The sequence below is a fragment of the Labilithrix luteola genome (assembly GCF_001263205.1).
GTDB classification, from domain to species: Bacteria; Myxococcota_A; Polyangia; order Polyangiales; family Polyangiaceae; genus Labilithrix; species Labilithrix luteola.
In genome coordinates this window covers 3,608,279-3,633,696 of record NZ_CP012333.1, presented here as the reverse complement: position 1 = coordinate 3,633,696, position 25,418 = coordinate 3,608,279, and the positions used below count along the sequence as shown (strand labels likewise).

Below are 25,418 nucleotides of genomic sequence, written 5' to 3'. Positions count from 1 at the left end.
ACCAGCACAGTTGCGCTCGAGCTGTGCCAAGTGCCAGGTGTGCTCGTCGGAACGTCGTCGATCTGTGCCGGTCCAAGCCGGTCCAAAGAAAGAGGCGCCACCGAAGCCCATCCGAGACGAGCAGGTGGCGCCTTTCGACGGCTTCGAGAGCCGCGTGAAGCTCAGTTCTTGCCGGTGGCCTTCTGCCAGGTCGGACGCTCGCTGACGCGCTTCCACCACGCCATGACGTGGGGGAACTTCTCGATGATGTCCTTGGCGGGCGTCATCATCCCGTACTCGAAGTACGGCATGAAGCAGATGTCCGCGAGCGTGAACTCGTCACCGACGAAGTACGGAGTCTTGGCGAGCTGCGCATCCATGATGGCGCAAGCCGCGGTGAGCGCCTTGCCGGCCGCGTCGAGAGCGTCCTGACCCTGCGGACGCTTGAGCAGGTACTCGTAGACGAACTTCATTGCGGGCGGCGAGAACTCGGAGGTCTCGATGCTGATCCACTGCTCCATCTTCGCGCGCGCCTTCGCATCGCTCGGAACGAGCTTGCCGTCGTTGCGCTCGTTCAGGTAGCGGCAGATCGCGCGCGACTCGAACACCTGGAAACCGTCGTCCTCGAGCACCGGCACGCGGCCGAAAGGCTGACGCGCCATGTGGGCCTCGCCCTTGTGCTCCCCCTTCGCGAGGTCGATGACCGTCATCTCGCTCGGCGTGTTCGTCTCGGCGAGCGTCATGAGGACCTTACGGGTGCAGGTGCTTCCGGGGTTTCCGTAGATCTTGAGCATCGGTCGTGAGCCTTTCGTGGGGGGGGGAGGCGCGCAGGCTACGTCAGGCTCGCCTCGCGCGCGATCGCGGCGAGCGACGAGCGCGGCAGTAGCGGCCCTGACGAGGCCGGATCACGGCCGTTCGTTGCGCCGAGCTCGCGCCGTCAGGCTGGAAAAAGCGGCGGATCGTGAGCCTCGAGCGACGATTTGTGCCGAAAATTGGACCTTTTGCGAAGTAACCGGGATGAAGGGGACAAGCGCCCGACCAAGTCCCGAACGACCGCGATTCGCGCCTCTTTCGGGGCGATCTCGGAGCCGTTCTGTGGGCCCCTGTAGGGAGCTCGCGCTTGACACCCGATTCGACCGTCAGTTAACCCGGCTGAAGATGGAGCAGAAGTGAGCCGAGCGTCGACAACCAAAACTTCGGCAAAAACGGCGGCAAAGAAGGCCGGCGGCACCACGCGAGGTACACGTGTCGGTGGTCCCCCGCGCAAGGGTGGAAACGGCGACGGCGAGAACGGTCACGCACCGCCGCCGGAAGACGCCACCACACTCTCCGCCGAGGCCCGCACCCGGTACCTCAATTACGCGCTGAGCGTCATCACGTCGCGCGCCCTGCCCGACGTGCGCGACGGCCTCAAGCCCGTCCAACGCCGCATCCTCCTCACGATGCGACGCGATCTCGGCCTCACGCCGGACGCCCGCTACAGGAAGAGCGCGAAGATCGTCGGCGACGTGATGGGTAACTACCACCCGCACGGCGACAGCGCGATTTACGACGCGATGGTCCGCCTCGCCCAGAGCTGGGTGATGCGCCTGCCCCTCGTCGATGGTCAGGGTAACTTCGGTTCGCCCGACGGCGACGGCGCCGCTGCCTATCGTTATACGGAAGCGAAGCTCCGCCCCGCGGCGATCGAGCTCCTCTCCGAGCTCGACAAGCGCACGGTCGCCTGGCGCCCCAACTACGACGGCTCGCGCAGCGAACCGGTCGTGCTCCCCGCGCGGCTCCCGCACCTCCTCATCAACGGAGCGCAGGGTATCGCCGTCGGTATGGCGACCAGCATCCCGCCGCACAACCCGAGCGAGGTCATCGACGCGTGCATCGCGCAGATAGACGCCGGCAAGGGCGTGCTGCCGACCAAGACGCTCCTCAAGTACATCAAGGGCCCCGATTTCCCGACCGGCGGGCAGATCGTCGCGAGCCGCTCCGAGCTCACGAACGTCTACGAAACCGGCTCCGGCACGCTCAAGCTGCGCGGCGAGTGGAAGCTCGAAGAGCGCAAGGGCGGCACGCAGGCCATCATCCTCACGTCACTTCCGTACGGTGTCGTCCGCGGCTCGCTCGTCGAGCGCATCGCGGAGATCATCGTGGGCCGCAAGCTCGCCGCGCTCACCGACGTGCGTGACGAGTCCACCGGCGAGGTTCGCGTCGTCCTCGAGATGAAGAAGGGCACCGACCCGAATCTCGTGATGGCGTACCTCTACAAGAACACGTCGCTGCAGACGACGGTGGGCATCAACCTCACCTGTCTCGTGCCCGGCGCGCCGCCGATCACGGTGCACGGCGCCGACGACGGCGAGGCGCTTCCGCCCGAGGAGAACATGCCGGCCGTCCCCGAGCGCCTCTCGCTCGGCCAGATGATCCGCCACTTCCTCGACTTCCGCATGCTCACGGTCGAGCGACGTCTCCGCTACGACCTCGCGCTGCTGAGGCGGCGCATCCACATCCTCGAAGGCTTCGCCATCGTCTTCGACGCGCTCGACGAGACCATTCGCATCATCCGCAAGAGCGACGGCAAGGCCGACGCCGCGAAGAAGCTCATCGCGCGCTTCGGCCTCTCCGAAGAGCAGGTCGACGCGATCCTCGAACTCAAGCTGTACCGCCTCGCGAAGCTCGAAATCCTCGTCATCCGCGAGGAGCTCGAACAGAAGCAGAAGGAAGCCAAGGCGCTCGAAGTCATCCTCAAGAGCGAGGCGAAGCGCTGGGCCCTCATCAAGGGCGAGCTCGTGGAGATCAAGCAGCTCTACGGCGACAAGCGCCGCGCGAAGATCGCCGGAGCGACCGACGAGCAGGAGTACTCGGCCGAGGACTTCATCGTCGCCGAAGACGCGAACGTCATCCTCAGCACGCAGGGCTGGATCAAGCGCCTCCGCGAGGTGAAGGATCTGGCGACCACGCGCGTGCGCGAGGGCGACAGCGTTCTCGCCGCGACGGCGGGTTCGACCAAGTCCGTCGTCGCCTTCTTCTCGAGCCTCGGCGCTTGCTACGTCATGCGCATGAACGACGTGCCGGCCACCACCGGCTACGGCGATCCGGTTCAGAAATTCTTCAAGATGGAAGACGGCGAACGCATCATTGCCATGATGTCGTTCGACCCGCGCGTCCTCGAAGTTCCGCCGCCGGTCGAAGGCGGCGAGCCGCAAGCTCCGTTCGCGGTGGCGGTGACCAAGCAGGGCCTCAGCTTCCGCTTCTCGCTCTCCGCACACCGCGAGCCGTCGACGCGCGCAGGCCGCAAGTACGGCAAGCTCAACGCAAACGACGAGATCGTGATGGTGTCGGTGACCTCGGGCGACCGCGACGGCGTCCTCGTGGTCACGAGCGACGGTCACGCGCTCGGCGTGCCGGTGAAGGATCTCGCGCTGCTCAGCGGCGTGGGCAAGGGTTCGATGCTCATCAAGATCGACGACGACGTTCGCGTGCTCGGCGCCATCGTCGCGCTCGCGCCGAACGATTCGATCGTGGCCGAGTCCCCGAAGGGCAAGGAGACGAGCATCACGTACAAGTCCGTGCTCGGAAAGCGCGCACAAGCCGGCACTGCCATCGTTCGCCGCGATGGCTTCGCCCGCGTCGTGCCTCCCGCACCGACCGTTCCGCCGCTGGAGGTGAACTGACATGGCCGCGAGCTACAGTGCGAAGGACATCGAGGTCCTCGAGGGCCTCGAACCGGTGCGCAAGCGCCCGGCGATGTACATCGGCGGGACCGACACGAACGGCTACCACCATCTCCTCTGGGAGATCGTCGACAACTCGATCGACGAGGCCATCAACGGCCACGCCAAGTCGATCGAGGTCGTCCTCGACGCCGACCTCAAGGGCGTGAGCGTGCAGGACGACGGGCGAGGCATCCCCGTCGACATGCACCCCAAGTTCAAGAAGCCCGCGCTCGAGATCATTCTCGGCACGCTGCACGCCGGCGGTAAGTTCTCGAGCGGCAGCTACAAGGTTTCGGGTGGTCTCCACGGCGTCGGTTCGAGCGTGGTCAACGCGCTCGCCGAGTCGCTCGACGTCACCGTCTGGAGCAACGGCTTCGAGCACAAGCAGTCCTTCTCGCGTGGCGTTCGCAAGACGCCGCTGAAGAAGGGCGCGAAGGTCCGCAAGCACGGCACGCTCATCCACTTCCGCCCCGATCCGGAGATCTTCGGCGCGAAGGCTCGCTTCGACAGCGACACCATCCGCGAGCGCCTCGAGACCAAGGCGTACTTGCACGGCGGACTCGTCATCAAGTTCGTCGACAAGGCGAAGAAGGAAGAGTTCACCTTCGTCCACCCGAACGGCATCGCGGACTACCTCCCGATCCTCGTCAACCGACGCGGCAAGGCGGTGACCAACGCGCAAGCGTTCTTCTTCTCGCGCGAAGTCACGAACCCCGGTGGCGAGCCCTTCCGCATGGAAGTGGCGCTGCAGTGGACCGAGGCCCCCGACGAGCACGTTCGCTCGTACGTCAACGGCATCCCCACCGGCAGCGGCGGTACGCACGTCAGCGGTCTCAGTTCGTCGGTCGTGAAGGCCGTTCGTAACTTCATCGAGACCAAGAACCTGCAGCCGCGCGGCGTCACGCTCTCCGCGGAAGACATCCGCGAAGGCATGGTGGCGCTCATCAGCGTCTACGTGACCGCGCCGCAGTTCCAGGGTCAGACGAAGGACCGCCTCAACAACCCCGAGGTCTCGGGCCAGGTCGACGGCCTCCTCCGCCCTGCCCTCGAGCAGTGGCTGCTCGAGAACGGCACCACGGCCGAGCAGATCGTCATGCGTGCGGTGCTCGCCGCGCGCGCCCGCGAAGCTCGCCGAGAGGCCACGCAGCAGGTGACCCGCAAGGGCGCCATCTCGCACCGCCTCAACCTCCCCGGCAAGCTCGCCGACTGCTCTTCGACCGATCCCGGCGAGAGCGAGCTGTTCCTCGTCGAGGGCGACAGCGCAGGTGGCTCCGCGAAGCAGGGTCGCGATCGCCGCACGCAGGCGATCCTCCCGCTCCGCGGAAAGGTCCTCAACGCCGAGCAGGCCTCGTCGTCGAAGGTGCTCAACAACAAGGAGCTCCAGGATATCGTCCAGGCGCTCGGTTGCGGCATGGGCCCGTCGTTCGACGCGAGCAAGCTCCGTTACGGCAAGATCTTCCTCCTGATGGATGCCGATAGCGACGGCCATCACATCACGACCCTGCTGCTCACGTTCTTCTACCGGCAGCTGCCCGGCCTGCTCCGCGGCGGCCACGTCTATCTCGCGATGCCGCCGCTCTTCCGCATCGACGTCGCGAAGGACACGCACTGGGCCCTCGACGAGGCCGAGCGCGACAAGATCATCGCCTCCCTTCCCAAGAATGCGAAGGTCGAGATCAGCCGCTTCAAGGGTCTCGGCGAAATGCCCGCCGAGGAGCTCAAGGCAACGACGCTCGACAAGAACCGTCGCCGTGCACTCCGTGTCGGCATCGACAGCGAGCTCGAGACGGACCGCGTCCTCAACGAGCTGATGGGCAAGGACACCCAGGCGCGCTTCCGCTTCATCATGGAACGCGCGCGCGAAACGAGCGCCGAAGACCTCGACGTGTGAGCGTTCGAGCGTGAACGCGGTTCGTCGCCGGTCGTGAACCGGCGGCGACACCGCGTGTGTCGAGCACCGATTTTCGACCGCTGAAACGCTGACGGCGTGCCTCGCGGTGAAGCGAAAGCACGCCGTCATGGCAAACGCGATTGTCGGTCAGACGGTCGCGAGAGTCCCCGGCTGCGTGTCGTCGTCGTCGCCGAGATCGATGTCGAGGTTGGCGTCGTTGTTCTTCTGGGCCTCGATCATGCAATCGACGAGGCCGTCCGCGAGGCGGCGGAGCGTGCGCAGCTCGCTGAGATCGGTCCCGAGGTCGACGAGCGTCTGAGCCACCATCGGGCTCACGCCGGTGAGCACGCAGCGAGCACCGAGCAGCTTGGCGGCGCGGACGATGCGAAGGAGCGTGTCGGCCGTCGTCGTGTCCACCACTTCGACACCGGAGACGTCGACGATCACCTGCGTCGCCTGCGTGCTCATGATCTTCTCGAGCAGCGTGTTCATCATGTCGGCGGTGCGCCGCGTGTGCAGCGCGCCGATGACGGGCAGCAGGAGCACGTCGCGCGTGACCTCGAGCACGGGCGTCGACAGCTCGCGAAGCGCCACGGTCTGGGTTTCGATCTGCGCGACCTTCGCCTCGAGCGTCTTGCGCATCTTGCGAGACTCGATCTCGGACGCACGCCATGCCTCGATCACGCGGTTCACGCCGTGCGCAAGCGTGCTGAGTCGCGGCTGCGCATCACCAGGGATCGGCACGCGCTTTCGGAGGTTGCCACGCGCAACGTCCTCGAGCACCGAAAGCATCGCGTCGACCGAAGCCAGCTCTTCGTTTTCCATGTCCGTCTCTCAGAGCCAAGTAAGGCGGTACTCGCAGAACTCGTCGCCGCGCGAGGTGCACTTCGCGTGGTCGACGTCTGCCCCTTCGACACCCGTGCGCTCGACGAGCGAGAGCAAGAGGCCTTCCTGCATCTTGCAATTGAACGTCTGAGTACGACGCATGAGGATGTCGCCGTCGTCGTGCGAGGCGATCTCCCAGCCGCGCCCCTTCGGGTCACGGATCATCACGCTCGCCGCCCACTTGAGCGCTTCCATGATGGCGAGCGGGTTCGGGTTCTCGATCTTCCCGCTCTTGATGATGTTGTCGTAGATGCGGCTGCCGATGCCGATGCCCGCCTGACGGATGCTCGAAGCACCGACGTTCTCTTCGATCCAGGTGCAGACGTCGTTGTACAGCTTCATCTCGCACCAGTCGTCGATCCTGGCGGGGTCGAGACCGCGCGCCATCTCGAACGCCGGGCCGCAGACGCGCTTCATGTGTTGGTACTCCTGGAGTACGTCGAACACGAAGCCGGTCATCAACGTCACGCCGTCGCTGCTGTTGTCCATCGATCGACCATGCAACTGCATGCATGGGAGGCCGCGCAACGACAAACCGACGCCAACCGCCGCATCTCGATACGGTTGCGCTCGAGATCTACGAGCCGACCACTACTTCGAGAGCGCGGTGCCAAACCCCTTCAGCACTTCGCCGAGCGTACCCACACCGACACCGCCCATCATGCAGCCACTCGCGGCGGCGCACGTGTTCGATTCGGCAACGCACGACTGTGACCGCTCGAAGGCCGGATCGCCGGACATCTTGCGCATCTTCTTCATGTCCTCGACGCAGCTCTCGAGCTTCTCCTTGCTGGGTTCTGCTCCACACAGCTCACCGAGGCGCACGCACATCTTCCCTTCGGGTGTGATCGCAGATGACGCCCCCGACGCGCCCTTGATGACAACGACACCGCCGACGACGAGAGCACCCACCAACGCAACGCCGAAGACTTTGTTCATCGCGGCCCAAACCTAAGTCCGAACTCAGGCGTGTAAAGACGATCTCGATGCGTGCGAGTTCGCGTGCAGAAGCGCGTACTTGCACGATGCACGAGAAGCGTTGAATACCCCGCGAAGTGCTCCGTCGAACGTGGGTCACCCGCGTCATTCCGACGAGAGCGTAAGCTGCATCCACGTCGTACGGCGGCGCAGCTCGTCGGTCTCCTTGCTCGGATCGGCGAGGAACGTGGAGAGCTTGCTCGTTCCATGACCGCGCGGATCCACGTGGAATCCGGTCTCGGAGCGCGCGTGACAGCCCCCGCAGGTCTGGCGAACGAGCAGCTCGTGGCTCGGGATCTCGGCGAGGAAGGCCGGCACCTCGTCGTTCGGTGACGATGACGGTGCCCACCACCCGCGAGGCATGAGCATCGTACCGTCGGCGACGGCGGCTTCGTGCTCGTCGACGAACGCTCTCAGGTCGGACGGCGTCACGCGCGACCAGATTGGTGTATTCCGCACACGGGTCGCTCGAAGCGCGCCTGCCTCGCGCGCAAACTGATGGATCACCATCGGCCCGTTCCACGCATCGGCCGTGCGAACCTGTGCGAGCGAGCCGGACGCGACGAAACGGTCGGTCAGGTCCACGAGCGCGCGCGGCAGATCGGAGGACGAGACGCTTCCGAGAGAATGCCATCGGCGAGACCACTCGAGAGCCGTGCCCTCCTGCGCGTACTCGAAGATCACGCTCACCGGGAGCGGCTGAGAGGTCGGCTCGTCCGCCGGGCCGTCGGTCAGCGCGTAGACGAGACGCCCCTCGCCGCCCTCGGCCGCGCGATCGGGCATCACCGAGAGATCGGTGCGATTGACGACCGCCACGAGCCGGAACGGAGCCTGCTCGAGCGGCAGCGCGCGGGCAGCGCACGCCGTGCAAAGGTCGTCGCATCCGTTGTCCGGCGCGCTCTTCAACCAGCGGCACGTCACGAGCGTGCGGAGCGCGTTTGCCCGGTCGGAATGGCCGTCAGCATCGAGACGAGCCGACCAGCTCTCGAGCCACTCGGCCGAAGCCTCGTCGTCGAGGGCGAGCGCATCCATCGCGCGGCGGAACGAGAGCGGAGCCGCCTCGGCGTTGCTCGACAGCGCGCCGAGAAGCGCGTCGTCGGTCACCACGAGCTCCCGATTCGCGTCGACCGGAATTTCGCGAACCGAGGAAGGGAGATCGGTTTCCCAGACACACGCCGGCGCAAGCAGCGCGAGCCCAAGCGTCGCGCCGCTCCAGCAACGTCGCATCTTCGAGCGCATGGAGATGCTCCTCAAAACGCGTGCTGGAGCCCCGTGGTGACGACGACGGGCGGGCCGCCCACGCCCTCGGCGAGCGCTATCCCCTGCATGACGATCGAGCCTTCGGCGAAGACGTGCGTACGATCGCCGAACGCGTACGACGAGCGCGCCGCCACCGTGTTCCAGAGTCCGCCCGCGAATCCGCGCGTCGCGCCGGGCTCACCGTTGTACGCAGGCATGGCGAAGTCTCGACCTCGCACGAACTGCCCGAGCGCTTCGGTCGACGCCGCGGCGATGAAGCCCATTCCTCCGGCGACGCGAAGGCGATCGCTCAGAGCAGCGTCGAAGAAGAGCTCGGTGCGCGTGAGCACCCATGACGTCGTACCGATGTTGCCTGGGCCGGGCGCGCTCGCCTTCGGGTAATAGAGCATCGGTGCCGAAAGAACGAGCGCGGTGCGTTCGCTCGTACGGAGGCGAACCCGTGGGCGAATACCGGCCGTGACGACGCTCGGCGTGATCCCGCCGATGGCGCCGATCGCAAATCCGTCGGTCACGCCGACGCCGACTTCGGCGATGGCCAGGAACGGAAGGCCGGTCGCACCGGAGACACTCATCCGACGTTCACCGGGGAACAGATCGCCTTTCGAGCTCTCGACGGCTCCCGCTTCCGCGCCCGCCTCGTCCGCTCGTGCGACGGGGCTGCAGAGAGTCACCGCAGCAACGACGGCAAGGACTCGTTCGATGCGCATGACGACGCGCTCAGCACGAGCCGTGCCGTTCGGCGTTGCGCGCACTTCGGGGTGCGCGAGACGTGCTCTGTGCAATGCCGTGCACAGGCGCGTGCAGCGCGATGCTCGTCAGCGAACGCGTTCGATCGGTGGAGTCGTCCAGCGACCGTCGAGCGCCTCGGCCTTCGGCCAGTAGAGGCGCATGATCAGATTGAAGGATCCCTTCGGCGCCGGAAGCCAGTTGGGTTCGTGTTCCTTGCCCGGCGACTCGTGCTGGAGCAAGAGAACGAGCGAGCCGTCGGGCTCGAACACGAGGTCGTCGCGATCGCCGATGGCGTAGCGATCGATGGGGTTGTCGACGAAGAACTGCCGCGCGTCGTACATCGAGATCGACCAGAATGCGTGGACCGGCGGAAGGGCCCCCTTCGCGAAGCGCATCACGTAGCGATGCTTGCCATCGAGCGGCTGGCCCTCCGCGTCGACCTTGGCGTGAGGATAGATGGCATCTTCGGGGAGATTCGCGCCGAGCCCGACGCGCGCCACGATCGCGCGCCAAAGATAGTCGGTCCCGTAAGCGCCGAGACCCTCGTGGAGCTCCCAACCGTTCTGCGCACGACCGTGAGGACGCTTCGCCTCGATCACGATGCGCCGGATCGCTTCGGTCATTCCCAGATCGACCGTGGCGAGCACCTCGGGTGACACGGTGTTTCGATCGAAAACCTTGCCGGGACCGACGCCGACCTCGCCGAACCGCTTCACGGCATCGGCGTCCGCGGGGGATGGCGGATTGTCTTTCATCAGCGCGTTGAGACGCTGGAAGAACTCGGTCGGCTCCATCTTCGCCACTTGCTCGATGGGCGGGGTTTGGTTGTCGATGTCGGGCGCCACCGCGACGCGCGGCGCATGAAAATCGGCCTTTCCGTACGCGGAGAGCGGACGGAGATCGTAGCCGTCTTGGAGGGCGTGGACAGCGGCGTAGTCCTTCTTGCCGTTCGTCTGCGTGCGCCCGATGATCCAAACGAGATTCGTGGGCGATCGGATCTCGACGACACCGTTCGGCAGCGTCCCCTTCCACGTCGGGCCCGCGATCAGGAAGGCGCCCTTGCCGTTGCCGGTCGTGCGCGTGCCCGGCGACGCGAAGACGTTCGTCCACGCGTCCATGAGCTCCATCAAGTAGTAGCGCGTCCCCATCTCCGGCAGCGAGAGCACCATCGGCTCTGCCTTGAGATCGAGGAAGGCAAAGCTGTAGAGCGTGTCCGCGTTGGGGCTCACGACGTCGGTGAACGAGGCGTCGGGGAACTCGCGCAAGTGCACGAGCTGGTTGATGGGCGCCTTCTGCTTTTCCTCGTCGCGTTCGGGCACGGAGGTGGAGACCGCGCGCGTCACGTCCATCAGCACGAGCGGAAACCCGAAGATGCTCGCTCGTGCCTCGATGTCGATGAGCCGGCCTCGATCGGATTGCTGCTGAGCCATCGCGCCACCTCCATCCGAACGGCAGGACTGCACGCGATGTGCCTCGACCCCAATCTTCGAACCACGGCTCCGCTCGCGCGATGGAGCGGGCGCCGCCTCGAGAGAGGGCACAGGAAGGGCGGAAGAACGGAAGGGGTTAGGGGGGTGAGGGGTGTGCCATCACAAGGCAGCTCGCAGCACGGCCCTGGTAACGTCGACTCCGGGAGTCCTGGACGAAGGCAACGATGCTTTCGATGAGTCCGCGGTGCGCCCCTGCTCTGCTCTGCCCCCTCCCCGAGTCTTCCGCCCTTCCGCCCTTCCTGTGAAATTCCCTCCGATGGACGCGTCGCTCGCCTGGCTCGTCGTGCCGGCGTCGTACGCGGCATGGAACGTCTATGCCACCGCGCGTGGGCTCGCGGCGCTGCCCCACCTTCCCAACGCGCCGAACGCGCCGACGTCGTGGCCGAAGGTCTCGGTCGTCGTCCCCGCGCGTGACGAGATTGCCTCGATCGAAAAGGCCACGCGTTCGAAACTCGAGAGCGACTACCCGAACCTCGAGATCGTCCTCGTCGACGACCGCTCGACCGACGGAACGAGCGACGTCGTGGATCGCCTGGCCGCCGAAGATCCGCGTGTCGTCGCCGTGCATGTGGACGTGCTGCCCGAAGGATGGCTCGGCAAAGTCCATGCGCTCTCGCGCGGCGCGGCGGCGGCGACCGGAGATTGGCTTCTCTTCATCGATGCCGACATCCACGTTGCCCCCGACGTCTTGCGACGCGTCGTTTCCGTCGCCGAGGAGCAGCGCATCGACTTCGTAGCCATGATGCCGAAGCTCTGGTCCGGCACGCTCGGGCGCGACATCGCCATGGCGTTCTTCGTCCGCGCGCTGATCGTGGGCTCGCGCTTGTGGAAGGTGACCGATCCCCATTCGCGCGTATCGGTCGGCGGAGGCGTGTTCAACCTCGTTCGCCGGTCCGCCTACGAACGCACGGCCGGTTTCGAGTGGATCAAACTCGAGCTCGCCGACGACGTGGCCTTCGGCCAGATGATGAAGCAGTCGCGCGCGCGGTGTGCGGTCTTCGAGTGCGTCGACGGCCTCGGCCTCTACTTCTACGAGACCCTCGGGCAACTCATGCGAGGCCTCGAGAAGAACGGCTATGCGGCGATGGGCCAGCTCCTGCCGTCGCGCGCCCTCGTGACCTTCCTGCTCGCGTTCTACGTCGAAATCGGCCCGCTCGTCGCCCTCGCCTCGCCGATGCGGAGTTTGCAGATCGGCGGCGCCGCGCTGCTCGTCGTTCTCGTCTTCGTGCAGGTGACCATCGCTCGGCGACTTCGGACGCCGCTCGCGAGCGCTGGCGTTCCAGCTGTCGGCGCGCTGCTCTTTCTCCTCTTTGCCGTTCGCTCCGTCGTCCTCACCCAATGGCAAGGCGGCGTGTTCTGGCGGGGCAGGTTCTACCCACTCAACGCCCTACGCAAAGGGCGCCGCCTCGAGATCTTCTGAGGAGCCTCAGGGCGTGCGCGTTTCGATCAGGTCTTGAACGTCGCGCGGAACGCGGGCGAGGAAATCGTAGCCCGTCGCCCGCTCGACCTCGCGAATCGAGACGGCGTAGTCCGTCCACTCGTGGAGCTTCGGCTCGCGCGTGTTCGGCATGATCGCCGCGATGACCTTCGTGTCGGCGCGCACGGCGCGTGCGTCTTGACCGCGATCGAGCACGACGATGATCTTGTAGCTGGCACGAGGAACGGCCACGCGACGGCCGACGTCTTTCGCGCGACCGATGCGCGTCGGCTCGGAATCGAAGATGCCGCCGGCCACGATGTAGAGCTCTTTGCCCTGGCGCGCGAGCTCGCGCTCGTGGGTCTCGAGCTTCTCCCACGGGCCTGCATTGAGCTCGTGGAACTGCGGATGCGCGTTGGTGAACACGAACGTCGCCTTGTTCATGGCATCGTCGCGCGTGCGGTCGGCCGAGGGACAGAGGTGACCGCGATCGTAGCCGGACCCCACGTAGTCCTCGTCGCGCACGACATAGAACGTCTTGGGAAGGCCGGTATCGGAGTGGAAGCCGGGCGATCGCGGCGCGTGCCCGAGATAGCGATCGTCGAGATTCCAGGCGACCCAGTTGGGCGCGTTGAGCTTCGGGTTGTACGAAGCCACGAACAGCTCGCGATCGAGCAGCCAGTCGTCCGAATCATCGGCGTCGCGTGGAATGCCGAGCGCCACGTGGACGCTCGCATCGACGCCGGACGGCGGCGGCTCTTGCTCCTGCGGCAGTCGAACGGTGCCCAGCGGCGCGGACGGCCCGGGCGCCATCGGCGACGTCGGGACAGTCGGAGGCTGCGCCTCGCGCGAGCAGGCCCCGAGAACGACGAAGAGCAGCGCGAACGGCCGCCATCCCAACGAACGAAGCATAGCCTTGGAGTCTAGCGACGAAGCAGCGCGCGAAGGGCAGCGAGTGGATCGAAACCGAGCGTTTGGCTCACGTCGCGATGCCCGGCAGCCGATCCGAGATGTTTTCGCGCCGACGCCATGTAGGGCTCGAGCTTTCGCAGACGATCGCTGCGCCCCACCACCATCCGGAACGTCTCGAACGCGAACCGAGCGCCGTCGGCGCCGAGCGCGAGACGAACACCCATGGGCATCGGCGAGAGGACGAGATCACGTACGACCGCCGCGCGACCCCACGCGCCGGGACGCGGATCGACCTGGAGCTCGCGGAAGCGATCGACCTCGGCGAAGCAGCCCATGGCGAGCGGCCCGTAGTGCTCTTCCACCGCGCGCCCGAGGTGGCGATAGTCGCGGCGCCAATCTCCCGAGAGCACGCCCATGCGCGGACGGAGCTCGGACGGTCCCGCGAGAACGTCGAAGCCATTGCCTCGACGGCGCGCAACGCCGGCCGTCCACAGATCCCCGTGACGGAAGAGTCCGAGGACCATGGCATGCCCGTCGGGGCAGACGGCGTCGAGCGCACGATGGACGACGACCTCGCTCGGCTGGGGCACGCCGTGCAGGCGCATGGGCCAGCGCTCGATCGAGCCTTCCTGCAGCATCTCACGCACGATCGTCACGACGAGGAGCATCTGCGCCGTGAGGTCATCGCTCTGGCGCAGGCGCGCGCCGAAGCGCTCCATGACCTCCTCGAGCGCGCCGGCATGGGCCGAAAGCGCCCAACTCGCGTGGTGCGCTTCGGCGAGCTCCGCGAGCGGAACCGGCCAGGGGCCTCGAGGATCGAGACGGCCGGTCTTCGTGTGGAGGAGCTTTTGGAGGCGTCCGCCTTCGTGGATGGCGATCACGCCACCACGCGGGCGCGTGGGCTCGCGGTCGGGCGAGGCCCGCGGCTTCCAGAGGTGCAGGAAGCGCGTCCACGACTCGGTGGTCCAACCTTCGAAACGGACGTCCGGCGTGAGCACGAGCTCAAACTAACCGAGGGACGCGTCGATTGTCGAAGCAAGGCTTGCGTGGTCTACTCCGGGCCCCGTCGGCAGAGGCACTTCCCCTCGAATGGCCCAAGGGGTGCAAGGAACTTGGGCATGCAGGGCGGATGGCAACCCCCTCCCGGGGGCTCGGGCGGATACGGAGGACCTCCCGGCTACGGGCCGCAAGCGGATCCGTACGCCACGCCGACTCCCGGAGCGCCCGGAACGCCTGCAAATCACGGCAGCCCGAACCCTTATGGCCCTCCCGGCGCGCCAGGCGCGGCTTCTCCGCCACCGATGGCCGAAGGCTTCGGACACTACGAGTTCAACACGCTCGAGAACTCGATCATCGACAAGACCGCCCGGCGCGCGAAGCTCTGGGGCACGATTTCCCTCGTCGTGGGCGTTCTGCAGGTGATGTCGAGCTGCGGGGCGCTCGCCAACCCGAGCTTTGCGGCCCAGTTCCCGAGCGGGGTCATCGCCATCGTGGTCGGCATCGTGTTCATGGGCGTCGGAACGTCGCTCAAGAACGTCGTCCAGACCCAGGGCAACGACATCCCGTACATGATGCAAGCGCTGGAGAAGCTCGGAAACGCGCTTCTCGTGCAGATCGTTTGCACCATCGTCGGCGTCGTGCTGATTGCTCTCTTCGTCGCAGTGCTCGTCGTCTTCTTCGCCGCGTCTGCCGCTTCGAACGCCACCTGAACCACGCAATGACCGTCACCGCCGAATCGCTCTTTCGCGACTACTTCCTCCCGCTCTATCCCGACGACGCCAAGGCCGACCTCGGTGCTGCCCGCAGCGTCGACGCCAACCCGGCGAACAATCCTCACGTCACGGCTCACCTCGAGGAGGCCGCGGAGATCTTCGTGAAGATGGCTCCGAGCGTCCTCGGGACGACCTCGGACGTCCTGGCGCTCGATTTCACCGACGCGAGCGTCCACCGCCTCAGCGCAGCGATCACGCGCGAGGTGCGCGACCGCCTGATGGACATCGGCACGAAGGCTACGGGCGACAGCTTGCTCTTCAACGTGGTCGTGCACGGCGCGGCCTACGTGGGAACGTGCGCGGTCAAAGCCCACGGCGCGTCGTGGGCGATTCGCCGCCCTCTCTGGGAGAGCCTCGTTCGCCTGCATTCCCACGCGGGCGACGCCGATCTGCCGGTCTTCCACTGGTGGCTGAAGTCGCTCGCCGACGACGTCCTCGGCGAGGACGCCAAAGGCGCAACCCTCGCCGATCGCTACCGCGCGCACGTCGAAGTTCCTCGCCTCGCGCCGAAGGATCTGCCGATCATCGCTCCGACGGACCGCAAGCTGCCCAAGCTCGCCAAGGTCCGTTACGATGCATTTTACAAATATCTGCGCGCGAACCTCCCCGAGCTCAAAGACGTCGGACGCGACTTCCCGAGCCCCGAGCGCTTCGACGAGCTCGGCTTCAAGAGCCTGAATTTCCTGCTCGTCGGCGGCGGCCGTATGCTCGTGGTGCACGGCCCCACCGCCCACGGCCTGCATGCGTTCTGGCTCACCAAAAATGGCTTCGAAAAGAGCGCTTTCTGGCCGTGCGACGCCTTCCCCGAGCCCATTTTGAGGGCCGGTGAGGGCGACAAGCTCGAGGTCGTTCTATCGTCCGATGGCGACATTCGCACGTTCGAGCTGCTTTACTGGGGACCGTGATGGGTAACGCGGCGGCCTCGTTCGTCCAGAGCATCCTCGGACGCACGCTCGGCCGCCTCCTCCCCGGAAAGACCGAGCGACGACTCGCGCTCGTCATCTTTCTTTCCACGATGGTTCCCCTCGCGGCGGCCCAGTATCTGGCCACCTCGATGTTCCGCCAGGCTTCCGCGATCTGGTTCAACCCGGAGATCGGCGAGCAGCTCGACCGCGGCGTCGACGTCTACAAGGACCTCGTCAAAGCCATCAAAGACGACCTCAAGCACCAGACCGTGGCCATCGCTTCGGACCCGGTGCTTCGCGAGGCGGCCAAGCATCGAAACCTGGAGACGCTAGAGAGCGAGCTCGACGCGGTGTTTCCGCGCTTCCCCGAGCTCGTCTCGCTCACGATCTCGAAGGGCATGCCGCTCGCCAAGGACGACCCCTCGTACGCGGCGGACCTGGCGAGCAAGACGCTGGCGCGGCGCGATCGCGGGCATCCCGCGGACGCAGGTACCGAACGAAGCCTCGATGTCACGCGCACGCTGAGCGACGAGGACGACGGCCCGGTGCTCGTCGCGAGCTTCGCCGTCCCTCGCAAGCGCCTCGACGAGCTCGAAAGCGCGGGCTCCGTGGTCGCGCGCTACCACCAGCTCGAAGCTTCCCGCTCGCAGCTCTACCAGGGCTACCTCAACGCGTTCGCCGCGCTGCTCGGCGTGACGATGCTGCTCACCGTCTCGCTCGGCATCATGCTCGCGCGCGGCGTCACGCGTCGAATCAACCGGCTCGGCGCCGCCATCAACGTCGTGGCCCAGGGCGATCTCTCCGTTCGCGTTCCGGTCACCGGCTCCGACGAGCTCACCGATCTGGCCCGCACCTTCAACCGCATGCTCGCGGAGATGGCGCAGTCGCGCGCGCGCATCGAGTTCTTGCAGCGCATCGATGCGTGGCAAGACATGGCCCAGCGCCTGGCCCACGAGATCAAGAACCCGCTCACGCCGATCCAGCTCGCCGTGCAGGAGTGCCACCAGAAGTACCCCGGCGACGATCCCAGGTACCGCGTGCTCCTCGACACCACCCTCGAGATCGTCGAGGAGGAGGTGGGCACGCTGAGGCGCCTCGTCAGCAACTTCTCGAACTTCGCGCGCCTCCCCAACGCCGAGCTCAAAGAGGCGAACCTCGGCGACTTCCTGCGCGACTGCGAAAATCAGCTCGGCCACCTCGAGGATCCGTCGCTCGGCGAAGGCTCCCCCGACGCCGAGGCCATCGCCTTCGCGCCGAACGTCGAGATCCGCTGGGAGGTCCCGTCCGAGTCGATTCGCGTGGCGATCGATCGACAGATGCTCCGCCGCGTGATCGTCAACCTGGTGCGAAACTCCGTGCAGGCGATTCGCGATGCGCGCGCGCGCCCGTCGTACCCCGACAAGGCCGAGATGCCGGAGGGCGTGCTCGGTCATGTCCTCGTCAGCGCGCAGGTCGAAGCCGACGGCGCACGCATCGAGGTCGACGACGACGGCCCCGGCATCGCCGAGTCGATGCGCGGACGCATCTTCGACCCGTATTTCACGACGAAAGCCGACGGCACCGGCCTCGGCCTCGCCATCGTGAAGAAGGTCGTCGTCGAACACGGCGGCGAGATCGAAGCCACGAAGAGCAACCGCCTCGGCGGCGCGCGGTTCGTCGTGCACTTGCCTGGCATGAAGATCCTGGCGATCGCTGCCGCTGCTCGAGAGGCGCGCGAGAAGGCCAAGCGGCAAGGCGTCGAGAGCGTCACCTGACCTCGAGCAACCTTCCCCTACCAACAGGACTACCTGCGAACCGACGCTGCCAGCGCGAAGCTCGCGGCCGCGGCCGTGAAGACCGAATAGTCGAGCGGGGCTTTCGGGCTCAGCGCAAACGCCATCGAAAGGGCGAACGTCGTTAGCAGCGCTCCGCTGGCCAGGGCCGCCTCGCGGAGCTTCCAGCCGACCAGCAGGGCGACGGCGAGGACGACCTCGCAGAGAGTTGCGAGCCATGCCAGAGGAACGCTCGCCGCGCGGAATGTGAGCGTCGCCGTGTAGTCGACGAAGTTTTGGAAGTTCCCCCACGCCACTCCCTTTGCGCCGGGAGGCCCCCAAAGGCCGAAGCGGTCCGCGACGGCGGAGAGAAAAGAGGCGGCGAGCGCCAGCCGAAGGAGAATGGCTGCTGTTCGATTCATGCGTCGATGGGATGCCGCAACTCGACGGGGCGACGCGCGTCCTCCACACGACGCACCGTCATGACGACCCTGCCCTCGGCGCAGCACGACCGCAGATCGCCTCGGGAAGGTTCGACGAACCAGAGAGCACGCTTGCGACGGCGGGCGGCGATATCGCAAAGCTCGTCCAGCACGCCGAAGAGACCGGGATCAATGCCGAGCTCCCGCGCTTCGCTGCAGGCCTCTTCGCGCGGGCGAAGGTCGCCGGCTTCGGCGCAGAGGAGCATGCCGCGCTCATCAAGGTCCTGCGCGTCGCGTGAGCGAGGATCCGCGGCGGGCTAAGTCGTATATGGCACGGCAAACCGTCCCCGCAGTGCGCTCCGCCCTTCGACCATCGTCGCGGCCCAACGTCGCGGAGGAATGGGGGATGTCCGAGGCGAGCGCCCGCTCCTCCTGATGAGGACACGCAGCGGATTGCCTCTGCTGCCGTGCGCCCGACCGTGCGATAGTTCGTCTCCAACGCGAAACGCGAAACGCGAAGCGCGAACCAGAGGGGGGTAGCGATGGCAAAGACGAAGGCGAAGGCGAAGCTCGCGGGGAAGTCCGTCAAGGCATCGAAGACCGGAAAACCTGGCGCGGCGAAGGCCGTTGCGAGGACGAAGACCAAGGCGAAAGCGGCCGGCGGCGCGGCGCTTCGCAAGCTCGACGCGGCGCTCCGCATGCTCGAGACGGTGAAGACGCCTCCGATCCCGGTCGAGCACCTGGTGTCGGAGGGCCACGCGCTCGCGCGCGTCGCGAACAAGTACGAAAAGGAGCTCCGTCGCGTGGGCGTGGACGCGAAGCTCATCGCGTCGATCGAGACACGCGCCACCGCACTCGCCGAAGCGCAGTCCGAGCTCGCGCTGGCGCGCGGTCGCAAGCGGACAGCAAGCGAGATCGAGGTCGAGCAACGAGGCATCGCGCTGCGCAGCGAGATGGTGGCCGACGGGCGCTTCGCGCTTCGCGACGACGAGGACGCGCAGGCTTCACTCAACCGCATCCAGGAGGGCGAAGGGCTCGACGATCTCGTCCAGGACTTGCGCGATTTGTCGGCGTTCGCGAAGAAGTACGAGAAGGCGCTCGCCAAGATCGGCGTGAAGGTCGATCGTAAGGTGAAGGACGCGCAGAAGCTCGCGGCCTCGCTCGAGGAGCAAGTGGTCGGGCGGCGCGTGGGAGACGTCGACGAGCATTCGGCGGTCGAACTTCGCGATCGCGCCGCGACGTATTTGCTCGAAGCAGTCCGTGAAATCCGCGCCGCAGGGGCCTACGTGTTCCGGACGGCGCCCGAGATCGCCGCGCGCTTCCGTGGCGCCTACGACGCGCAGCGCCGCGCGCATCGGACGCCGAAAGACAAGAGCAAGGCGAACGGCGCCACGAGCGCGAACGGCGGGGCGAACACGACGGCGAGCTGACACGGTCCGCGCGGGGGGCGCGGTCGACACGACAGGACGCAACACCTGCGAGCGCGAAGGTTCCGCGCCCGAGCGCACGCAGGTGGCTGTCATCGCAAGGGGGAAGACGCCTGAGTGCAGCGGGAAGGTCGCCTGAGCGAGGGGCGCGTCGACGGAGCGCTGAGAGAGGTGACCAGAGCGCGCTCAGGCCTATTCACGGCGCGCTCAGGTCTTCGACGTTCTTCGGCCCCAGAAGCAGTGAGGGGGTATCGGCACGGCGTCGAATGGCTCGAGCGCGAACGCCTCGTCCTCCCCTCCGAAGGTCCCAACGAGTGCGTCCCCCGCCCCCTCGAGGCGGAAGACCTCGATGGTCCGATCGCGCGGGTCGACGATCCACACGTGGCGCACCTTTTCCCGTGCGTAGATGGGGACCTTCTTCATGCGGTCGAGGCGAGCCGTGCTCTCGGAGAGCAGCTCGCAGATCCAATCGGGCGCGACCGTGAAGAACGGTGAGTCGTCGTCGACGTCCCCCGGATAGCGGTCTTCGCGCCATGCAGCGAGATCGGGGACGACGATGTCCGGCTCCGATCCGAGGTGAAGCTCGGGCTCGTGAAGCACGCCCCAGCCCCCCGGACCGCTCACGCCGCTGTCGAACGCACCGGAGAGGAAGCCGCCGACGGTCGAAGCTGCGCGAAGGTGGCGCCGCCGCGGGCGGGGGTGAAGGTGGAGCTCCCCATCGATGACCTGCGCGACGAGATTCTCAGGAGCCGCAAGCACATCCTCGTAAGTCGCGCGTCGGCGAACGGGATCGGCCATGACTCGACGAACATAGCCTTTGGCCTCGAGATCGCCACCGGAGCGCATGAGCTCACGCCCCTCCCGGGCCACTCAGAGCTCGATCTGCATACCGAGCTCGACGACACCGTTCGATGGAATCGAGAAGAAGGCGTTGGCCGGGCACGCGTTGCGGCTCATGAACGAGAAGAGCGGATTGCGCCAGGTGTCCCAGTTGACGTTCTCGTTGCACCGTTGGCGGGCGCGGCCGGCAGGATCGGTCGCGCCTTTCTAACTCACCGCAAAACGGTTTCGGCGTTCCGAAAACATACGTACTCCATGTCCTCGGGAACCTCCGTGTAGTACAGCCGGCAGTCATAGCCCGCTGCGCACTCCCGATTCTCGTCGCATCGAAAGCGGCAGACGACGTTTCGCGGTTCCTTCGGTCGTCGGTCGAGATCGATGCCGAGGCAGTCGGGGGAGACGGACGGGCAATCGAAGGTGACACCATCGTCATGGGCGGCACACGCTTCGAGCATTTGCGCTCTACTCGACTGCGAGTCGACGGTCCCACCGCAGGCGAGCAGCGCGATCGAGACGATGGCGAGCACCGAAAGGGCGCGAGGCACGCTTCCCAAATCGGAAACAGCGACCAGGTTCCATCGACTTCGCCCTCGGGTCATCGAATGCGCTCCTTCTGCCGAGGCACGAGGCGCCAAGTTTGCGTCCTGCGGGCCGCAACGGGGCAATCGCCGCAGGAAGGTCCCGTGATCACTCGTCACCAGCTTTTTCGTGCAAAGGGCCTTCAGCGCTACGAGCGCCGCTCGCCCAGCTGCGCACGCAGGGCGGCCAGCTCGGCCAGAGCACGTTCCTTCTCCAAACGCATCAAACGAAACGCCGAGACTTGGACCGTCATCGAACCCATCAGCCCTCGGTCGGCGGCTTGGCACGACTCGGCGCTATAGCGCAGTCGTTTTGAATCGTATTGCCACCGGTCCCCCCCCCGGTACATCGAGTAGCTCGCCCAACACGGGGTCGGTAGAAACGACCGGTACGTCAGAGTCTGTCGAAGGATCCTTCGTTGGCTCGCTCGTGGATGTCTTGCCGCCGCACGCAATCGCGACGCCGGGAAGAAGGCTCTGGCGGTTTTCATCGAAATACGACAGATCGTGATCAGTTTGCTCTCACCTCCGATCACGGAGATAGCAACGGTCGCTGCACGTCCGTCGCCAGCGGTGGCCGCTGATGCAGATGAAGACCATTTCGCAGCAAGGAGTCTGTGCGACGCAACGGCGCCGCCTGGCCTGGCTCGAGATTAGAGATCGTCCACAGGGCAGAGCGAGTCGTCGTCGGAGCAGCCTGTAGCCGTGTCCGGATCCTCTCCGAACTTCGCCGCGATCGTTCCATCATCGCGCAGAGTCACGATGTTGTTCTCGAGGGACCCTCGACTTTCGCTAAGCTTGCAACCCACGCGCTGAATGCTTGTCGAGGAGAGGACCTTATCTCCCTCCTTGACGACGACATCGATGGGCAGGTCGGTGAACTTTCCGTAGTCGGCGGTACAGAACGCCGTCATCACGGATATGAGCTCATCGGGGTTATCGTGCAAGCGAGGAGGAGCCAGGGGTCGGCCATGGACGACGAGCTGTCTTCCTACGAACGCGGAAGACTTCCCTTGAATCCAAATCCATACGGTGTAACCCGTCCGTTCACCGTCACCGACGGTACTCGACGATGTACATCCCAGAGAAGATACGATTGCCAGAGACAAGAATACGAGCCGAGACCACATCACTGCTTCCCTCCTGCCGGACGCGCGAGTTGCACAAGCGGGAGATCGAACGCCCCCACGACCTCGAACTCGATGCGTTCGCTCGAAGGAGTTGTGGCGGCGAAGATGACATCGGCATGTCCCCGCAGGCGTCCTGGGTCGGAGAGGTCGATGCCGTCGAACGACACGGTTCCACTCGCCGGCGTCGCCACGAACATGTCGCCGGAAGAAGGCGCGAAGATGCTGGCGTTAGAAGAGAACCGACAGCTTGTCTCCCGTACGCCGACGTCGACAACACGAGGATACGTCGCCTTTTCGGCGTCGAAGCAGTCTTGAAAAATGACGTCGACGGATAAGTCGGGTAGCTCGAATCCAAATCCCGCTTCGGTAACAGGCGGAGTGGAGACCGCGACAGAAGAGCAGGCGCTCGAAGCCCATTCCTGGCCATCGCGCTTCAACTTGACCGAGCTGATGCGATTACCGGACCCACACGTTTCCGGTGCGAACTCCTTAACGGACGCCCCGTCGCCGTCGCCACCGTGGGTCATCTCGCATCGGTAGGACAGCTGCCGATCTACGTTGGTATTGAACTTCAGTTGACCCTGAGGGTTCAGTAAGAACTCGTGGGTCTCTGTAATGGCCCAGCCACCTTCGGAGACCCTTGATGCTCCTCCGGCGATCTCGCTGCACACGAACGGCCTCAAGGCGAGGTGACTGCCCGACTGCTCGACGCGGATCTCGCGCCACTCGCGGTTCATGCGCGCGTATTCCCCGCTCGCGTGAAACGTGCGCACATACCTGTTGTCCTTGAAATAGAGCTTACCGTCTGAATCAAGGCCCGTGGCTGCCAGCGTGAAGCGCGACAACGCTTCCTTCGTCCCACCCACCTCGACGGTGTACGTCATGTCGCCCGTGGACTTGGAGCCGCAAGAGGTCAGCGCAACGAGCGCCGCGACGGCAGTAGGGCCAGCCAGAACGCGCCGCTTCCTGTGGCAGCTCATGCTGTTCTCCGAAGCGAACGAGGCAAGTACGAGGCGGCCTCGTCGACGATTGCAGGCGTCGGCTCGTTCAAGAGGACGCCTACCAAACGCGCAGAATGTTCCAGCCAGCGCAACGCGCGTGGCGTTGCGCTGGCGTAAATCAACGGAAGGAAGGTGCTCCTGCGGCTGTCGATGACACCGGCGGCTTCGAGTTCTGCTTGCGCAGCGGCCCCCTCGGTCTCGGTCCGCGCGGGGGAGGGACGCCGGCGGAACCAGGCAACCACGGGAATCGTTTGGGACGCATCGGCGCGAGCAAGTCGGGCCCGTAGAGCATCGTCGAATATTCCTCGGCGGGAGCGCCGAGCGATCATGTCGGCCGCGAGAACGTCGTTGAGTGCCTCCCGATGGCCGTCGTCAAATTCCGCCTACCCCCCGTCGGTGTCTTAACGGCCTTGACGGATGTCCCTAGGCCCGCGAGCTCCACGAACCGTTCGTTCCGCATCGAGTAGCGGGACGTAGAGGACACCTCTGGCGTCGATCTCTGCGTTTCCGGCGAGCACGCCAACACGCCCGGCCCGAGCGGGAGCAACAGGGGCAGCAGGTTCCATCCACTTCGCCATCGGGTCATCGAATGCGCTCCTTCTGCCGAGGCACGAGGCGCCATAGCTTGGGTCCTGCGGGCCGCAACGGGGCAATCGCCGCAGGAAGGTCCCGTGATCACTCGTCACCAGCTTTTTCGTGCAAAGGGCCTTCAGCGCTACGAGCGCCGCTCGCCCAGCTGCGCACGCAGGGCGGCCAGCTCGGCTAGGGCACGTTCCTTCTCGCGGCGTTCGGCATCTCGTTCGTCGAACGCGCGCAATTTCTCTGCCCGCTCGCGTTCGAGAGGCGTTGGCACGAGCCGCTGTCCGTCGGAATCCTCCGCGAGACGCAGGGTGAACGGAACGTCATCGCTTTCGCCCGGGCCCACGACGAACCACAGATTCAGAGAAAGGGATGGCGTCGCGTCGTGCTCGACGACACGCTCGACGAGGTCACCCGAGACGAAATCCCACGCACGAATCCGCCTACCAGGCGGCGCATCGGCGTTGAACGCCACGACCTCGGGCACTCCCATTTCGTGGAACCGAGCGAGCTTCTCGTCGAGCGTCAGCTTCTCTTCCGCCTCCTTGCAGAGGATCTCCACGCAGAGGTCCGGAGCGCCGGCTTCCCACGTCTTCCACACGTCGAAGAGCCCTTTGCGAACCCCGAGCTTCAGCGTCGCGTCCGGCGCGCACTTGCGTGACGCGTTGGTCGGGTCGAAGTACAGGAACTGATCGCACCCAACGCTCGCGTTCTCGCCGGCGGCCTGGGCCACTCCGGAACCCGACGCTCGGGTTGCGCTATGTTCGGGACGTGTACGTCGTCGCGCTCGTGACCTTGGGGCGTTCCGCGGACGAAGAGGCAAGTTCGTTCGCCTCCGATCTGGGAATCACGCCGTACGAAGCCGGGTTGGTTCTCCGCGGAGCGCTTCCCGCTATCGTCCTTCGGACCGACGTTCGCGAGCGCGCGATCGACCTCCTCGGCAAGCTTCGCGCGCGCAGCCACGAGACCGTCGCCTTCGATGCGAGCCATGTCGTGGCCAGCGACGCGATGGCGGCTCTTCGCAGCTTTCGATTCGAGGCCGATGCGTTCGTGAACGTCGCCGGAAGCGGCGCCGAAACGCGCCTTCCCTACGCCGATCTCTTCGCCATCGTGCGCGCCACGCACGTCACGAGCTCGGTCACCGTCGAGAAGCGCACCGAGCGCAAGCTGAGCATCGGACGCGCGGCCCTCACCGGCGGCCTCATGCCCTCGCGGACCAGCACCAAAGAGACGAAGCACACCACCGAAGAGCGGGAGTTCGTCCTCTACCTGTTCCGCAACGACGGCCCGCCCTGGATCGTGCGCGCGAGCAAGGCCCACTACGAAGGGCTCGGCCCCTCACGAAGCGCGTCGACGCCCAAGAATTTCCAGCAGCTCGTGAAGCGGCTTCGCGAGGCGGCGCCCCACGCCATCTTCGACGAGCGGCTGCTCGCGATTCGCGGAACGATCGATCCGAGCTCGGCGAGCAAGATGGACTTGCTCGCACACGTCGTCGCGCTGTCGCTCTCGCAGCGTCAGCGCGCCTACCGGAGCACCTGAAGCCCCGGCTCAGAGCCCATGCCGTTCGGATAAGGGGACCCGGAACAGAACCCCTCCGACCACACGCGTCGTTCGAAGCCAGTTCGTGCTGTGCCGGACGATGGGAGGGAATCTCACAGGAAGGGCGGAAGGGCGGAAGATTCGAGGAGGGTACAGAGGAGAGCGCTGCGCGCTGCTCGAGGTGCATCGTTGCCTTCGTCCAGGACTCCCGGAGTCGACGTAGGAG

Annotated in this window: 24 protein-coding genes and 1 pseudogene; 9 read left to right on the top strand and 16 right to left on the bottom strand. The window is 65.9% G+C overall.

Going from position 1 to position 25,418, the window contains the following annotated elements:
• Positions 1-161: 161 nt before the first annotated feature.
• Positions 162-773 (bottom strand): glutathione S-transferase family protein, encoded by a 612-nt coding sequence (locus tag AKJ09_RS16225; protein ID WP_146648110.1) that lies wholly within the window; start codon positions 771-773, stop codon positions 162-164.
• Between the two features lie 375 nt (positions 774-1,148).
• On the opposite strand from AKJ09_RS16225, the gene AKJ09_RS16220 reads away from it, so the two are divergent.
• Together AKJ09_RS16220 and AKJ09_RS16215 are read left to right on the top strand one after the other, a co-directional pair.
• Complete coding sequence (locus AKJ09_RS16220; RefSeq protein ID WP_146648109.1) at positions 1,149-3,644, top strand: DNA gyrase/topoisomerase IV subunit A; 2,496 nt, start codon at positions 1,149-1,151, stop codon at positions 3,642-3,644.
• Between the two features lies 1 nt (position 3,645).
• Complete coding sequence (locus AKJ09_RS16215; protein WP_146648108.1) at positions 3,646-5,577, top strand: DNA gyrase/topoisomerase IV subunit B; 1,932 nt, start codon at positions 3,646-3,648, stop codon at positions 5,575-5,577.
• A 147-nt stretch (positions 5,578-5,724) separates the two neighbouring features.
• On the opposite strand, the gene AKJ09_RS16210 is transcribed toward AKJ09_RS16215, so the two are convergent.
• The 6 genes from AKJ09_RS16210 to AKJ09_RS16185 all read right to left on the bottom strand — a co-directional run bounded on the left by AKJ09_RS16210 (position 5,725) and on the right by AKJ09_RS16185 (position 10,859).
• Positions 5,725-6,402: an STAS domain-containing protein gene (locus AKJ09_RS16210; RefSeq protein WP_146648107.1), complete on the bottom strand. Its 678-nt coding sequence runs from the start codon at positions 6,400-6,402 to the stop codon at positions 5,725-5,727.
• 9 nt (positions 6,403-6,411) lie between these two features.
• The gene (locus AKJ09_RS16205; RefSeq protein ID WP_146648106.1) at positions 6,412-6,951 is read right to left on the bottom strand and encodes a hypothetical protein; all 540 of its coding nucleotides are present in this window, start codon (positions 6,949-6,951) and stop codon (positions 6,412-6,414) included.
• 102 nt (positions 6,952-7,053) lie between these two features.
• On the bottom strand, positions 7,054-7,401 hold the full coding sequence (locus tag AKJ09_RS16200; protein WP_146648105.1) for a hypothetical protein: 348 nt from the start codon (positions 7,399-7,401) through the stop codon (positions 7,054-7,056).
• A gap of 144 nt (positions 7,402-7,545) precedes the next feature.
• On the bottom strand, positions 7,546-8,679 hold the full coding sequence (locus AKJ09_RS16195; RefSeq protein WP_146648104.1) for a hypothetical protein: 1,134 nt from the start codon (positions 8,677-8,679) through the stop codon (positions 7,546-7,548).
• A gap of 11 nt (positions 8,680-8,690) precedes the next feature.
• Positions 8,691-9,407, bottom strand: coding sequence for a hypothetical protein (locus tag AKJ09_RS16190; protein ID WP_146648103.1), 717 nt, complete (start codon positions 9,405-9,407; stop codon positions 8,691-8,693).
• A 108-nt stretch (positions 9,408-9,515) separates the two neighbouring features.
• A complete protein-coding gene (locus AKJ09_RS16185) occupies positions 9,516-10,859 on the bottom strand; it encodes a DUF1254 domain-containing protein (protein ID WP_146648102.1) in 1,344 nt (447 codons plus the stop codon).
• A gap of 316 nt (positions 10,860-11,175) precedes the next feature.
• Here AKJ09_RS16185 and AKJ09_RS16180 point away from each other — a divergent pair, with 316 nt between their 5' ends.
• Positions 11,176-12,339: a glycosyltransferase gene (locus AKJ09_RS16180; RefSeq protein WP_146648101.1), complete on the top strand. Its 1,164-nt coding sequence runs from the start codon at positions 11,176-11,178 to the stop codon at positions 12,337-12,339.
• Positions 12,340-12,345: 6 nt separating this feature from the next.
• On the opposite strand, the gene AKJ09_RS16175 is transcribed toward AKJ09_RS16180, so the two are convergent.
• Together AKJ09_RS16175 and AKJ09_RS16170 are read right to left on the bottom strand one after the other, a co-directional pair.
• Complete coding sequence (locus AKJ09_RS16175) at positions 12,346-13,248, bottom strand: DNA/RNA non-specific endonuclease (RefSeq protein WP_146648100.1); 903 nt, start codon at positions 13,246-13,248, stop codon at positions 12,346-12,348.
• 11 nt (positions 13,249-13,259) lie between these two features.
• A complete protein-coding gene (locus tag AKJ09_RS16170) occupies positions 13,260-14,246 on the bottom strand; it encodes a hypothetical protein (protein ID WP_146648099.1) in 987 nt (328 codons plus the stop codon).
• 120 nt (positions 14,247-14,366) lie between these two features.
• Between AKJ09_RS16170 and AKJ09_RS16165 the strand changes: the two genes are divergently transcribed.
• The 3 genes from AKJ09_RS16165 to AKJ09_RS16155 are packed head-to-tail and all read left to right on the top strand — an operon-like array spanning position 14,367 to position 17,679.
• The gene (locus AKJ09_RS16165; RefSeq protein WP_146648098.1) at positions 14,367-14,957 is read left to right on the top strand and encodes a hypothetical protein; all 591 of its coding nucleotides are present in this window, start codon (positions 14,367-14,369) and stop codon (positions 14,955-14,957) included.
• A gap of 8 nt (positions 14,958-14,965) precedes the next feature.
• Positions 14,966-15,925: a hypothetical protein gene (locus AKJ09_RS16160; protein WP_146648097.1), complete on the top strand. Its 960-nt coding sequence runs from the start codon at positions 14,966-14,968 to the stop codon at positions 15,923-15,925.
• Positions 15,925-17,679, top strand: coding sequence for a sensor histidine kinase (locus AKJ09_RS16155; RefSeq protein WP_146648096.1), 1,755 nt, complete (start codon positions 15,925-15,927; stop codon positions 17,677-17,679). The genes AKJ09_RS16160 and AKJ09_RS16155 overlap by 1 nt, the downstream gene beginning before the upstream one ends.
• 29 nt (positions 17,680-17,708) lie before the next feature.
• Here the strand turns inward: AKJ09_RS16155 and AKJ09_RS16150 are convergent, their stop codons facing one another.
• The gene (locus tag AKJ09_RS16150) at positions 17,709-18,098 is read right to left on the bottom strand and encodes a MauE/DoxX family redox-associated membrane protein (RefSeq protein WP_146648095.1); all 390 of its coding nucleotides are present in this window, start codon (positions 18,096-18,098) and stop codon (positions 17,709-17,711) included.
• 11 nt (positions 18,099-18,109) lie between these two features.
• Here AKJ09_RS16150 and AKJ09_RS16145 point away from each other — a divergent pair, with 11 nt between their 5' ends.
• Complete coding sequence (locus AKJ09_RS16145) at positions 18,110-18,397, top strand: imine reductase family protein (RefSeq protein ID WP_146648094.1); 288 nt, start codon at positions 18,110-18,112, stop codon at positions 18,395-18,397.
• Between the two features lie 243 nt (positions 18,398-18,640).
• The gene (locus AKJ09_RS16140) at positions 18,641-19,528 is read left to right on the top strand and encodes a hypothetical protein (RefSeq protein WP_146648093.1); all 888 of its coding nucleotides are present in this window, start codon (positions 18,641-18,643) and stop codon (positions 19,526-19,528) included.
• A 204-nt stretch (positions 19,529-19,732) separates the two neighbouring features.
• Here AKJ09_RS16140 and AKJ09_RS16135 read toward each other — a convergent pair whose 3' ends face one another.
• The 6 genes and pseudogenes from AKJ09_RS16135 to AKJ09_RS16115 form a co-directional block, all read right to left on the bottom strand.
• A complete protein-coding gene (locus tag AKJ09_RS16135) occupies positions 19,733-20,323 on the bottom strand; it encodes a Uma2 family endonuclease (RefSeq protein ID WP_146648092.1) in 591 nt (196 codons plus the stop codon).
• A gap of 72 nt (positions 20,324-20,395) precedes the next feature.
• Positions 20,396-20,506, bottom strand: a pseudogene (locus tag AKJ09_RS56110) (KUP/HAK/KT family potassium transporter); the annotation flags it as partial.
• Between the two features lie 71 nt (positions 20,507-20,577).
• Positions 20,578-20,910, bottom strand: coding sequence for a hypothetical protein (locus AKJ09_RS16130; RefSeq protein ID WP_146648091.1), 333 nt, complete (start codon positions 20,908-20,910; stop codon positions 20,578-20,580).
• Between the two features lie 686 nt (positions 20,911-21,596).
• Complete coding sequence (locus AKJ09_RS16125; RefSeq protein WP_146648090.1) at positions 21,597-21,860, bottom strand: hypothetical protein; 264 nt, start codon at positions 21,858-21,860, stop codon at positions 21,597-21,599.
• A gap of 212 nt (positions 21,861-22,072) precedes the next feature.
• On the bottom strand, positions 22,073-23,053 hold the full coding sequence (locus AKJ09_RS16120; RefSeq protein ID WP_205633721.1) for a hypothetical protein: 981 nt from the start codon (positions 23,051-23,053) through the stop codon (positions 22,073-22,075).
• 736 nt (positions 23,054-23,789) lie between these two features.
• Positions 23,790-24,386: a PDDEXK family nuclease gene (locus tag AKJ09_RS16115; protein ID WP_169927577.1), complete on the bottom strand. Its 597-nt coding sequence runs from the start codon at positions 24,384-24,386 to the stop codon at positions 23,790-23,792.
• Between the two features lie 38 nt (positions 24,387-24,424).
• On the opposite strand from AKJ09_RS16115, the gene AKJ09_RS16110 reads away from it, so the two are divergent.
• Positions 24,425-25,192, top strand: coding sequence for a hypothetical protein (locus AKJ09_RS16110; RefSeq protein ID WP_169927576.1), 768 nt, complete (start codon positions 24,425-24,427; stop codon positions 25,190-25,192).
• Positions 25,193-25,418 lie beyond the last annotated feature (226 nt).

Bases quoted from the DNA above. Each gene is read 5' to 3' on its own strand.
- AKJ09_RS16225 (WP_146648110.1), bottom strand. From the start codon at position 773: ATGCTCAAGATCTACGGAAACCCCGGAAGCACCTGCACCCGTAAGGTC.
- AKJ09_RS16215 (WP_146648108.1), top strand. From the start codon at position 3,646: ATGGCCGCGAGCTACAGTGCGAAGGACATCGAGGTCCTCGAGGGCCTC.
- AKJ09_RS16210 (WP_146648107.1), bottom strand. From the start codon at position 6,402: ATGGAAAACGAAGAGCTGGCTTCGGTCGACGCGATGCTTTCGGTGCTC.
- AKJ09_RS16205 (WP_146648106.1), bottom strand. From the start codon at position 6,951: ATGGACAACAGCAGCGACGGCGTGACGTTGATGACCGGCTTCGTGTTC.
- AKJ09_RS16200 (WP_146648105.1), bottom strand. From the start codon at position 7,401: ATGAACAAAGTCTTCGGCGTTGCGTTGGTGGGTGCTCTCGTCGTCGGC.
- AKJ09_RS16195 (WP_146648104.1), bottom strand. From the start codon at position 8,679: ATGCGCTCGAAGATGCGACGTTGCTGGAGCGGCGCGACGCTTGGGCTC.
- AKJ09_RS16190 (WP_146648103.1), bottom strand. From the start codon at position 9,407: ATGCGCATCGAACGAGTCCTTGCCGTCGTTGCTGCGGTGACTCTCTGC.
- AKJ09_RS16185 (WP_146648102.1), bottom strand. From the start codon at position 10,859: ATGGCTCAGCAGCAATCCGATCGAGGCCGGCTCATCGACATCGAGGCA.
- AKJ09_RS16180 (WP_146648101.1), top strand. From the start codon at position 11,176: ATGGACGCGTCGCTCGCCTGGCTCGTCGTGCCGGCGTCGTACGCGGCA.
- AKJ09_RS16175 (WP_146648100.1), bottom strand. From the start codon at position 13,248: ATGCTTCGTTCGTTGGGATGGCGGCCGTTCGCGCTGCTCTTCGTCGTT.
- AKJ09_RS16165 (WP_146648098.1), top strand. From the start codon at position 14,367: ATGCAGGGCGGATGGCAACCCCCTCCCGGGGGCTCGGGCGGATACGGA.
- AKJ09_RS16160 (WP_146648097.1), top strand. From the start codon at position 14,966: ATGACCGTCACCGCCGAATCGCTCTTTCGCGACTACTTCCTCCCGCTC.
- AKJ09_RS16155 (WP_146648096.1), top strand. From the start codon at position 15,925: ATGGGTAACGCGGCGGCCTCGTTCGTCCAGAGCATCCTCGGACGCACG.
- AKJ09_RS16150 (WP_146648095.1), bottom strand. From the start codon at position 18,098: ATGAATCGAACAGCAGCCATTCTCCTTCGGCTGGCGCTCGCCGCCTCT.
- AKJ09_RS16145 (WP_146648094.1), top strand. From the start codon at position 18,110: ATGCCGCAACTCGACGGGGCGACGCGCGTCCTCCACACGACGCACCGT.
- AKJ09_RS16140 (WP_146648093.1), top strand. From the start codon at position 18,641: ATGGCAAAGACGAAGGCGAAGGCGAAGCTCGCGGGGAAGTCCGTCAAG.
- AKJ09_RS16135 (WP_146648092.1), bottom strand. From the start codon at position 20,323: ATGGCCGATCCCGTTCGCCGACGCGCGACTTACGAGGATGTGCTTGCG.
- AKJ09_RS16120 (WP_205633721.1), bottom strand. From the start codon at position 23,053: ATGAGCTGCCACAGGAAGCGGCGCGTTCTGGCTGGCCCTACTGCCGTC.